The 11,349-nt window shown below is 69.3% G+C and carries 4 protein-coding genes and 3 pseudogenes; all 7 read right to left on the bottom strand.

Annotated features, from left to right (window positions below; all coding sequences use genetic code 11):
- Complete coding sequence (gene greA, locus LJB71_RS07255) at positions 1 to 480, bottom strand: transcription elongation factor GreA (protein ID WP_259303658.1); 480 nt, start codon at positions 478 to 480, stop codon at positions 1 to 3.
- Positions 477 to 3,725, bottom strand: a complete 3,249-nt coding sequence (carB, locus tag LJB71_RS07250; protein ID WP_259303657.1) for a carbamoyl-phosphate synthase large subunit — start codon at positions 3,723 to 3,725, stop codon at positions 477 to 479. Before carB ends, greA begins: the two co-directional genes overlap by 4 nt.
- Positions 3,718 to 4,861: pseudogene (gene carA / locus LJB71_RS07245) on the bottom strand (glutamine-hydrolyzing carbamoyl-phosphate synthase small subunit). The gene carB and the pseudogene carA overlap by 8 nt, the downstream one beginning before the upstream one ends.
- Positions 4,862 to 4,985: 124 nt before the next feature.
- Positions 4,986 to 5,697: pseudogene (dapB, locus tag LJB71_RS07240) on the bottom strand (4-hydroxy-tetrahydrodipicolinate reductase).
- Between the two features lie 71 nt (positions 5,698 to 5,768).
- Positions 5,769 to 7,997: a DUF1631 domain-containing protein gene (locus LJB71_RS07235; RefSeq protein WP_259303656.1), complete on the bottom strand. Its 2,229-nt coding sequence runs from the start codon at positions 7,995 to 7,997 to the stop codon at positions 5,769 to 5,771.
- 175 nt (positions 7,998 to 8,172) lie between these two features.
- Positions 8,173 to 9,294 (bottom strand): annotated as a pseudogene (gene dnaJ / locus LJB71_RS07230) (molecular chaperone DnaJ); the annotation flags it as partial.
- 70 nt (positions 9,295 to 9,364) lie between these two features.
- On the bottom strand, positions 9,365 to 11,290 hold the full coding sequence (gene dnaK / locus LJB71_RS07225; protein ID WP_259303655.1) for a molecular chaperone DnaK: 1,926 nt from the start codon (positions 11,288 to 11,290) through the stop codon (positions 9,365 to 9,367).
- Positions 11,291 to 11,349 lie beyond the last annotated feature (59 nt).

Here is an 11,349-nt window from a genome sequence, read left to right as displayed (position 1 = left end):
TCAGCCCCTGTATTCGACCGACACGATCTCGTACTCGCGGGTGCCGCCGGGGGCCTCGATGGTGGCGATGTCGCCCTCGTGCTTGCCGATCAACGCGCGCGCGACCGGCGAGGAGATCGCGATCAGGCCCTGCTTGATGTCGGCCTCGAGGTCGCCCACGATCTGGTAGGTGCGCTCCTCGCCGCTGTCCGCATCGGCCAGCACCACGGTGGCGCCGAACACCACCTTGTCGCCTGCCGACAGCTGCGCCACGTCGATCACCTGCGCGTGCGACAGCTCCGCCTCCAGGTGCTTGATGCGGCCCTCGATGAAGCCCTGCTGCTCGCGCGCGGCGTGGTACTCGGCGTTCTCCTTGAGGTCGCCGTGGGCGCGCGCCTCGGCGATCGCATTGATCACCGCCGGGCGCTTGACCGACTTCAGTTCATCGAGTTCTGCGCGCAGCCGCTGCGCGCCTTTCGCCGTAATGGGTGCACGGCTCATGCCAGCTCCTTGTGCAGTTCCTGCAGCGAGAGCACGTCGCCCTGGCCGCGGTGGTCCAGCGAGTGCAACAAAGCGCGCGCGCCGGCCACGGTGGTGGAATAGGTGACGCGCGCCTGCAGGGCCTCGCGCCGGATCGAGAAGGAGTCGGCGATCGCCTGCCGTCCTTCGGTGGTGTTGACGATATAACTGATTTCGCCGTTCTTGATCAGATCGACGATGTGCGGGCGGCCTTCCGCGACCTTGTTCACGCGCGCGCAGGCCACGCCCTGCGCACTCAGGTAGTCCGCGGTGCCGCGGGTGGCGACCAGGCTGAAGCCACGCGCCAGCATGGTGCGGGCCACGTCCAGCACGCGCGGCTTGTCGGGATCGCGCACCGAGATGAAGGCCTTGCCCGGCTGCGGCGCGCGGATGTTGGCGGCCTCCTCGGCGCGCGCGAACGCGGCGGCGAAGCTGCGGCCCACGCCCATCACCTCGCCGGTCGAGCGCATTTCCGGGCCCAGGATCGGATCGACGTTCTGGAACTTGGCGAACGGGAACACCGCCTCCTTCACCGAGAAGTACGAAGGCACGATTTCCCTCGTGGCGCCCTGCTCCGCCAGCGTCTTTCCGGCCATGCAGCGCGCCGCGATCTTCGCCAGCGGCCGCCCGATCGCCTTGGATACGAATGGCACCGTGCGGCTGGCGCGTGGGTTCACTTCCAGCAGGTAGATGGTGTCGGCCTCCTCGCCATCGGCCACGCCCACCTGCACCGCGAACTGGGTGTTCATCAGCCCGACCACGTGCAGCGCCCTGGCCAGCGCCACCACCTGCTCGCGCAGGCGCTGCTGGGTGCGCGCGGACAGCGAATACGGCGGCAGCGAGCAGGACGAATCGCCGGAATGCACGCCGGCCTCCTCGATGTGCTCCATCACGCCGCCCACCAGCACGTTGCCATCGCGGTCGGCGATCACGTCGATGTCCACTTCCACCGCATTGTCGAGGAAGCGGTCCAGCAGCACCGGCGAATCGTTGCTCACCTTCACCGCCTCGCGCATGTAGCGCGCCAGGTCGGCGTCGGCGTGCACCACTTCCATCGCGCGGCCGCCCAGCACGTAGCTCGGGCGCACCACCAGCGGGTAGCCGATCTCGCGGGCCTGGGCCAGCGCCTCCTCGGCGCTGCGCGCGGTGCGGTTCGGCGGCTGCTTCAGGCCGAGCTCGTCCACCAGCTTTTGGAAACGTTCGCGGTCCTCGGCCAGGTCGATGGACTCCGGCGAGGTGCCGATGATCGGCACGCCGTTGGCCTCCAGCGCCTTCGCAAGCTTCAGCGGGGTCTGGCCGCCGTACTGCACGATCACGCCGAAGGGCTTCTCCAGCTCCACGATCTCCAGCACGTCCTCCAGCGTCAGCGGCTCGAAGTACAGGCGGTCGGAGGTGTCGTAGTCGGTGGAAACGGTCTCCGGGTTGCAGTTGACCATGATGGTCTCGAACCCGTCCTCGCGCAGGGCCAGCGCTGCGTGCACGCAGCAGTAGTCGAACTCGATGCCCTGGCCGATGCGGTTGGGGCCGCCGCCGAGCACCATGACCTTCCTGCGGTCGCTGGGCGCGGCCTCGCACTCGTCCTCGTAGGTCGAATACAGGTAGGCGGTGCCGGTGGCGAACTCGCCGGCGCAGCTGTCCACGCGCTTGTACACCGGGCGCACGCCGAACGCCTTGCGCAGCGCACGCACCGCGGTCTCGTTGGTGCCGGTCAGGCGCGCGATGCGGGCGTCGGAGAAGCCCATGCGCTTGAGCGCGCGCAGGCGGCGGGCGTCGAGCCCGTCCAGGCCGCGGTGGACCACGTCCATCTCGGCATCCACCAGTTCCTCGATCTGGTCGAGGAACCACGGATCGACGAACGACAGGGCATGCACGTCCTCCACGCCCATGCCGGCGCGGAAGGCATCGGCGATGTGGAAGATGCGCTCCGGGCCGGGCTCCTTGAGCTCGCGGCGCAGGGTCAGCAGGCCTTCCTCCGAGTTCAGATCGAGCCCGGTCGGGTCCAGCCCCGCCTTGCCGGTCTCCAGCCCGCGCAGGGCCTTCTGCAGCGATTCCTGGAAGCAGCGGCCGATCGCCATCACCTCGCCTACCGACTTCATCTGGGTGGTCAGGCGCGCATCCGCGGCCGGGAACTTCTCGAACGCAAAACGCGGAATCTTGGTGACGACGTAGTCGATCGCGGGCTCGAACGAGGCCGGGGTCAGCCCGCCGGTGATCTCGTTCTTCAGCTCGTCCAGGGTGTAGCCGACGGCGAGCTTGGCCGCGACCTTGGCGATCGGAAAGCCGGTGGCCTTGGACGCCAGCGCCGAGGAGCGCGACACCCGCGGATTCATCTCGATCACCACCACCCGGCCGTTCTGGGCATTGATGCCGAACTGCACGTTGGAACCGCCGGTGTCCACGCCGATCTTGCGCAGCACCGCGATCGAGGCATCGCGCAGGCGCTGGTATTCCTTGTCGGTCAGGGTCTGCGCCGGGGCGACGGTGATGGAGTCGCCGGTGTGCACGCCCATCGGGTCGAAGTTCTCGATGCTGCACACGATGATGCAGTTGTCCGCGCTGTCGCGGACCACTTCCATCTCGTATTCCTTCCAGCCCAGCACCGATTCATCGATCAGCACCTCGTGGGTCGGCGACAGCTCCAGGCCGCGCTTGACGATCTCCTCGAATTCCTCGCGGTTGTAGGCGATGCCGCCACCGCTGCCGCCGAGGGTGAACGACGGGCGGATGATGGTCGGGAAACCGACCTGCGCCTGGATCGCGACCGCCTGCTCGTAGCTGCGCGCGATCTCGGACTTCGGGCTGTCCAGCCCGATCTCGGACATCGCCTGCTTGAACAGCTCGCGGTCCTCGGCCATGCGGATCGCCTCGCGCCTTGCGCCGATCAGCTCGACGCCGTACTTCTCCAGCACGCCGTGGTCGGCCAGGTCCAGCGCGCAGTTGAGCGCGGTCTGCCCGCCCATGGTGGGCAGCAGCGCGTCCGGGCGCTCCTTGGCGATGATCTTCTCAACCGTCTGCCAGTTGATCGGCTCGATGTACACGGCGTCGGCCATGTCCGGATCGGTCATGATCGTGGCCGGATTGCTGTTGACCAGCACCACCCGGTAGCCCTCCTCGCGCAGCGCCTTGCACGCCTGTGCGCCGGAGTAGTCGAACTCGCAGGCCTGGCCGATCACGATCGGGCCGGCGCCGATGATGAGGATGGTGCGGATGTCGGTGCGCTTAGGCATTGGTGGTCTGCTCCATGAGCGCGATGAACCTGTCGAACAGCGGGGCCACGTCGTGCGGGCCGGGGGCGGCTTCCGGGTGGCCCTGGAAGCCGAAGGCCGGCGCGTCGGTCAGTTCGATGCCCTGGTTGGTGCCGTCGAACAGCGAGCGGTGGGTGACCCGCACGTTCGCCGGCAACGTGGCTTCGTCGATGCAGAGCCGTGGTTCTGCGAGGTGATCATCACCCGGCCGCTGTCGAGCTCCTGCACCGGGTGGTTGGCGCCGTGGTGGCCGTGCGCCATCTTCATGGTCTGCGCGCCCACCGCCAAGCCCAGCAGCTGGTGGCCGAGGCAGATGCCGTACAGCGGGATCTTCGCCTGGAGGAAGTCGCGGATCGCTTTGATCGCGTAGTCGCAGGGCGCCGGGTCGCCGGGGCCGTTGGACAGGAACACGCCGTCGGGCTTCATCGCCAGCACCTCGGATGCGGGCGTCTGCGCCGGCACCACGTGCACGTCGCAGCCGCGCTCGGCCAGCATGCGCAGGATGTTGCGCTTGGCGCCGAAGTCGTAGGCCACCACCTTGAAGCGCGGCGCGGTCGCGGCGAACGCGTTGCGGTCGAGGTCCAGCTGGCCCTCGCTCCAGCGGTACGGCTGGGGGTGCTGACCACCTTGGCCAGATCCATGTTCTTCAGGCCGGGGAACTTGCGCGCGGCCTCGATCGCATGTTCGACGTCCAGCACGTCGTCATGGCGCCCGGCGGCGAGCAGTGCGGCACTCTGCGCGCCGCGCTCGCGCAGGAGGCGGGTGAGCTTGCGGGTGTCGATCCCGGCGATGGCCGGGATACCGCGCGTGCGCAGCCAGTCCGGCAGCGCGACCTGGCTGCGCCAGTTGCTGGGGCGGCGCGGCACGTCGCGCACGATGAGGCCGGCGGCCCAGGCCCTGGCGGCCTCGTCGTCCTGGTCGGTGCAACCGGTGTTGCCGATGTGCGGATAGGTCAGGGTGACCAGCTGGCGGGCGTAGGAAGGATCCGTGAGGATTTCCTGATAGCCGGTCATGGCGGTGTTGAACACCGCTTCGCCCACGGCCAGGCCGGGGGCGCCCACGGAAATACCCTCGAAGACCGTGCCGTCTTCAAGCGCGAGGATGGCGGGAATATTCAAGTGCGTCGCCTTGCGTCGGGTTGCAAGAAAGCGCCGAAGCGGCGGCGCCGGTTCGAGCTGGAGGGGTTCAGGCGAACCGGAATTGTACCGGCGCGCGCAGGCCGGCGCCAGCCTTCAGCGGCCCTCAGAGCAGATCGGCGAGCCGGTAGCGCCCCGGCGCACGCCCATTCAGACGCCGCGCCGCGTGCAGCGCACCACGCGCGAAGATGTCGCGGTTGGTGGCGCGGTGCACCAGCTCGATGCGCTCGCCGGCGGTGGCGAACTGCACCAGGTGCTCACCGACGATGTCGCCAGCGCGGAGCGAGGCGTAATGCGGATGCGCACCACCGGATTCCGCCGCCGCGCCCAGCGTCAGCGCGGTGCCCGAGGGCGCATCCAGCTTGCGGGCGTGGTGGGCCTCGACGATGTCGCAGTCCCAGCCGGGCAGCAGGGCCGAGGCGCGCGCGACCAGATCGTGCAGCACCGCCACCCCGAGGCTGAAGTTGCTGGCCCAGACCAGCGGAATGTGCGCGGCCGCCGCCTCCAGCCGCGCTTTCTGGTCAACGGACAGGCCGGTGGTGCCGGAGACCAGCGCCGCGCCGCGCGCCTGGCACAGCGCCAGCACCGCATCGAAGCCTTCCGGCAGACTGAAATCGATGGCGACATCGAACGCGGGAACCCCCGGTCAGCTCGGCGGACGTGAAATGCGGCACGCCCTCGACCACGCGTGCGCCGACGGTTCGTGCAACGGCGGCGACCACTTCGCATCCGCTGGATTCCTCGCGGCACAGGCGCAGCAGCGCCTGCCCCATCCTGCCGGTGGCGCCGTGGATCAATACGCGAACCTGAGTCTGCATGCGTGCAGGCTAGCCGGCGTCCGCCGCAGCGGCAAGCCGCGGAGTTGGTTCAAGCGCGCATCAGGTGTGGATCAGGGCTTGGCCGCCACGCTCTGCAGGCGGTCGGCCACCTGGTGCATGGCGTCCTCGAACGCGGTGGCGGCCTCGCGCACGATCACCTTGCCGAGCTTGGCCATCACCGCCAGTTCCTCGACCGAGGCCACCAGCACGCGGATGCCGCGCCGGTTCACCAGCAGCAGGCGCGAGGAGATCGGGCTGATCCACGACACCTTGGCCGGCGCGAAATGGCCGTCGCCGGCCTGCAGCTGCACCCAGCTGCCGACCTGCAGCTTGCGGATGCGCGCCAGCATGGCGGCGTCGTAATCCAGCCCGGCGGTCCCCGCCACCACTTCCAGGTGCGGCTCCGGCTCCGGCGCAGGCGGCTCCGCTGCGACCGCCTGCGCCGGCATGCGCGGATCGGTCTGCAGCGCGGGCTCGCCTGCCGCCAGCCGGGCCAGGGCGTCGTTCAGCGCATCCAGCGCCGCTTCGCCGGCATCGCCGATGCAGCCGGCGCTGGCCAGCATCGCCAGCAGCTCGGCCTCGGGCAGCGGCCGCGCCGGATCCAGCGGCTTGCGCTGGACCGCACGGTCGAACGCCCTCAGCAGGTCGTCGATGGCGCGCATGGCGCTGTCGTAGCGCGGCGAGCCCTTGCCGTCGCGCAGCGCCATCTGCACCAGATGGTGAGCGGCGTGCTTGGAGACGAAATCGTCCAGCACCGGCGGCAGGGCGCGGTTGCCGCGATGCCATTCCAGGTCGGCCTGCACGCTGGCGCGCGCCTGTTCCAGGCGCTCGCGCCCGCGCTGGGCTTCGGCGCTGCGCTTCTCGGCAAGCTCGAAGCGCTTGCGGTGCTGGGCCATGTAGGCGCGCAGCTCCTGCTCCAGCGTCTCGAAGATCGCCACATCCTCGTTGAACTCCGCCACCAGGCGGTCGATGGTGTGATCGACGTGGTTGAGCAGCTCGCGCTCCTGCGGGGCCTCGCCGCGGTTGCCCTCGCAGGCCTCGGCCACGGTGTTGAGCAGGCGCCGCGCCGGATGTTCCTTGTACAGGAACATGCGCCGGTCCTTGACCGCCACCTTCACGTAGGGGACCAGCATGCGCCCGATCTTCTGGCGGATGCGGTTGTCGTATTGCGGGCCGTCCAGCAGCACGTCGAACAGCAGCGCGACCAGGTCCACCGCATCGCCGTCCAGCCCGTCCAGGTTGAGGTTGTCGCCGGTGACGCCCAGCTTGCGCGCGCTCTGCGCCATCTGCTGGCGCAGCTGCGCCGCCAGCGAGGCCTGGTCGCCGGAGGCGGACGGCATGAACGCGGCGCTGGTGTCGTGCTGCATCAGCGACAGGATCGACATCAGGTCCTGGGTCGGCAGCACCGGGCCGACGGGCACGGCCGACGGGGCTGCCTGCCCGGCCATGCCCACCGCGGCGCGCCACATCTGCAGCTGCCCCAGCATGCTGGCGAACAGGGCCTGGTCGGCCGGGCTGACCTGCATCGCCGGCGCGGCTTCCGCCGCCGGCCCGGCCATTCCGCCCATTCCCGGCACGTGCGCGGCCGGTGCCGCGGCCGGCTCCGGCGGCGCCGGCCGCGCACGTGCGGGTTGCGGTGCCTGCGCGCGCGTGGTGGCGCGCAGCTCCGGCAACACGCCGGCTGTCACCATCAGGGCATTGCAGCGCTCGTACACCTCGCCCAGCGCGGCCGTCAGTTCGCGCTCGAAATACTTGAACACCACGATGCGCAGCGCAGCGTCCATCTCCAGCTGGCCCATCGCGTTGCCCAGCGCCTCGGCCAGGAACGCCGGCCCCAGCGGATTCTCGCGATTGGCCAGCTCACCGCGGCCGGCCGCCACCGCCAGCCGCTTGCCGGCGACCTCGTAGGCAGGGGCGTGGATTCGCAGCACCGAGGCGGCGAGCTGTTCGATCGCCAGCTGCTGCTCGAGCGCCTGCTCCGAAAGCAGGCTCAAACCGGCGCTGGCAGCCTCCACTCCGGCGGACTGGCGCTCGCGCAGCTGGCGGAAGCGGTCCAGCAGGGCCTGGCGGAACTTCTGCACGATCTCGCCGCGGGCGCGGCGCATGTCGCGCAGGGCGAGCATGCCGAGGGTTTCCTCGCCATTCTGGCTGCGGTCGAACAGGTAGTCATCGACGTCGGCGAGGGCGCTGTCCAGCGCCGGCCCTACCTGGTCCAGCAGGTGTTTTTGCACGGCGTCGAGCAGCGCCACGTTGGGGGCGCTGGAAACAGGGATGGAGTCCGCGGGGGAACGGAGGCTCATGGCGGCAGGAATGGCAGAGTGGCCCTACCGTTAACGGTAGCGGAAAGCAGGACTGCAATTATTGATTGCCGTCATGGTTCCGGAGCGCCCGGATACCGCCCATCGCACCGGTGCGACCATCCGTCCGCGCCACCCGGGTCTTCCGCCCGCCACGGGAAACCACGTGGCGGGGATCAGAGACCATGCGGTCCCAGAAGCCCTTCACGCCGTCCAGGAAGGTGCTGGACTTCGGCGAATGCCGGCGCGCGTTCTCGCCGGTGAAGGTGGCCTCGAACCTCTCCAGCAGCTCGCGCTGCTCGGGCGTGAGGTTGACCGGGGTTTCCACCACCACCTTGCAGTACAGGTCGCCCGGATGCCGGCTGCGCACCGATTTCACCCCGCGGTCGCGCAGGCGGAACACGCGCCCGCTCTGGGTCTCGGCGGGAATCCGCAGCTCCACCTCGCCGCCCAGGGTCGGCACCCGCACGCTGTCGCCCAACGCGGCCTGCGAGATCCGGATCGGCACCTCGCAGTGCAGGTCGTCGCCGTCGCGCTCGAAGATCGAATGCGGGCGCACCCGCACCTCCACGTACAGGTCGCCCGGCGGCGCGCCGGCCGGCCCGGCCTCGCCCTCGCCGGCCAGACGGATGCGATCGCCGTTGTCGACTCCGGCCGGAATCCGCACCTGCAGGGTCTTTTCGTCGTGCACGCGGCCATTGCCGTTGCAGTGCCTGCAGGGACGGGCGATGGTCTTGCCGCTGCCGTCGCAGTGCGGGCACGGGGCCTGCATCATGAACGGGCCGCGCTGCATGCGAACCTGGCCGCGCCCCTGGCAGGTGGAACAGATTTCGATCTTGCCATCCTCGGAGCCGCTGCCCTTGCAGGGCTCGCAGGTGGCGAGCGTGGGGATGTGGATGGTCTTTTCGACGCCCGCGACCGCCTCTTCCAGGTCCAGCTCCATCATGTAGCCGACGTCGGCACCGCGGCGCGGGCCCTGCTGGCGGCCGCCGCCGAAGATGTTGCCGAAGATGTCCCCGAAGATGTCGCCCATGTCGGCAAAGCCCGGACCGGCGTTGCCGCCGCCCATGCCGTGCTCGAACGCGGCGTGCCCATGCTGGTCGTACATCCGGCGCTTGCCGCCGTCGCTCAGGACCTCGTAGGCCTCCTTGCACTCCTTGAACGCGGCTTCCGCGGCCTTGTCGCCGGGATTGCGGTCCGGGTGGTACTTCATCGCGCAGCGGCGATAGGCCTTTTTCAGCTCCTCGTCGCCGGCGTCGCGGGACACGCCCAGCACTTCGTAGTAGTCGCGCTTGCTCATCGACCCACCTGGTTTCCTTCAAGACGACGGGCAGGCCATGGGCCTGCCCGTCGCAATCACGCCGGGCCGATCAGGCCTTCTTGTCGTCCTTGACCTCGGTGAACTCGGCATCCACCACGTCGTCGGCCGGCTTGCCGGCGGCCTCGCCGGGGTTGCCGCCGCCCGCCTGCTGGCCGGCTGCGGCCGCGGCGGCGAACAGGGCCTGGCCGGCCTCCTCCAGCGCCCGCGCCTTGGCTTCGATCTGGGCCTTGTCGTCGCCCTTGATCGCCACCTCCAGCTCGGCGATGGCGGCCTCGGCGCGGCCGATGGCGTCGCCCGGCAGCTTGTCACCGTTGTCCTTGATGGTGCTGCGGGTGGCGTGGATCAGGGCGTCGGCCTGGTTGCGGGCCTGCACCAGCTCATGGAACTTGCGATCTTCCTCGCGGTGCGCCTCGGCGTCCTGCACCATCCGCTGGATCTCCTCGTCCGACAGGCCCGAGCCGGCCTTGATCTCGACCTTCTGCTCCTTGCCGGTCTTCTTGTCCTTGGCGGTGACATGGACGATGCCGTTGGCGTCGATGTCGAAGCTCACCTCCACCTGCGGCATGCCGCGCGGCGCCGGCTCGATGCCGGTCAGGTCGAACTTGGCCAGCGACTTGTTGTAGCGGGCCTGCTCGCGCTCGCCCTGCAGCACGTGCACGGTGACGGCCGACTGGTTGTCCTCGGCGGTGGAAAACACCTGCGAGGCCTTGGTCGGGATGGTGGTGTTCTTCTCGATGATCTTGGTGAACACGCCGCCCAGGGTCTCGATGCCCAGGCTGAGCGGGGTGACATCCAGCAGCAGCACGTCCTTGACGTCGCCCGCCAGCACGCCGCCCTGCACCGCCGCGCCGATGGCCACGGCCTCGTCCGGGTTGACGTCCTTGCGCGGCTCCTTGCCGAAGAACTCGGCCACCGCCTGCTGCACCTTCGGCATGCGGGTCTGGCCGCCGACCAGGATCACCTCGCTGATGTCGCTGGCGCGCAGGCCGGCGTCGTTCAGGGCCACCCGGCAGGGCTCGATGGTCTTCTTGATCAGGTCGTCCACCAGCGCCTCGAGCTTGGCCCGGGTCAGCTTGATGTTCAGGTGCTTCGGGCCACTGGCGTCGGCGGTGACGTACGGCAGGTTGACGTCGGTCTGCTGGTTCGAGGACAGCTCGATCTTGGCGCGCTCGGCCGCGTCCTTCAGTCGCTGCAGGGCCAGCGGGTCCTTGCGCAGGTCCACGCCGTCGGTCTTCTGGAACTCCTCGACCAGGTAGTCGATGACACGGTTGTCGAAGTCCTCGCCGCCGAGGAAGGTATCGCCGTTGGTGGCCAGCACCTCGAACTGCTTCTCGCCGTCGACGTTGGCGATCTCGATGATCGACACGTCGAAGGTGCCGCCGCCGAGGTCGTACACGGCGACCTTGCGGTCCTTGGCGTCGCCCTTGTCCAGGCCATAGGCCAGCGCGGCCGCGGTCGGCTCGTTGATGATGCGCTTGACGTCCAGGCCCGCGATGCGGCCGGCGTCCTTGGTGGCCTGGCGCTGGCTGTCGTTGAAGTAGGCCGGCACGGTGATCACCGCCTCGGTGACGGTCTCGCCCAGGAAGGCCTCGGCGGTCTTCTTCATCTTCTCCAGCACCTTGGCGGAGACTTCCTGCGGGGCCAGCTTCCTGCCATCGGCCAGCGCCACCCAGGCGTCGCCGTTGTCGTGCTGGGTGATGGTGTACGGCACCACGCCGATGTCCTTCTGCACCTCGGCATCGGTGAACTTGCGGCCGATCAGGCGCTTCACCGCGTAGAAGGTGTTCTTCGGGTTGGTGACCGCCTGGCGCTTGGCCGAGGCGCCCACCAGCACCTCGCCGTCCTTGGTCCAGGCGACGATCGACGGCGTGGTGCGGTCGCCCTCGCTGTTCTCGATGACGCGGGCCTTGCCGCCTTCCATGATGGCGACGCAGGAATTGGTGGTCCCCAGGTCGATGCCGATGATCTTGCCCATGCGTGTGTCCTCTGAAATGTCGTTGCGAATGTCGATGCCGGTGGCGCGCTGCGCCGATG

The sequence above is a fragment of the Thermomonas sp. S9 genome (assembly GCF_024704365.1).
Taxonomy (GTDB): domain Bacteria; phylum Pseudomonadota; class Gammaproteobacteria; order Xanthomonadales; family Xanthomonadaceae; genus Thermomonas.
Note: the sequence above shows the minus strand (reverse complement) of the source record. Positions and strands in the feature narration are given on the sequence as shown.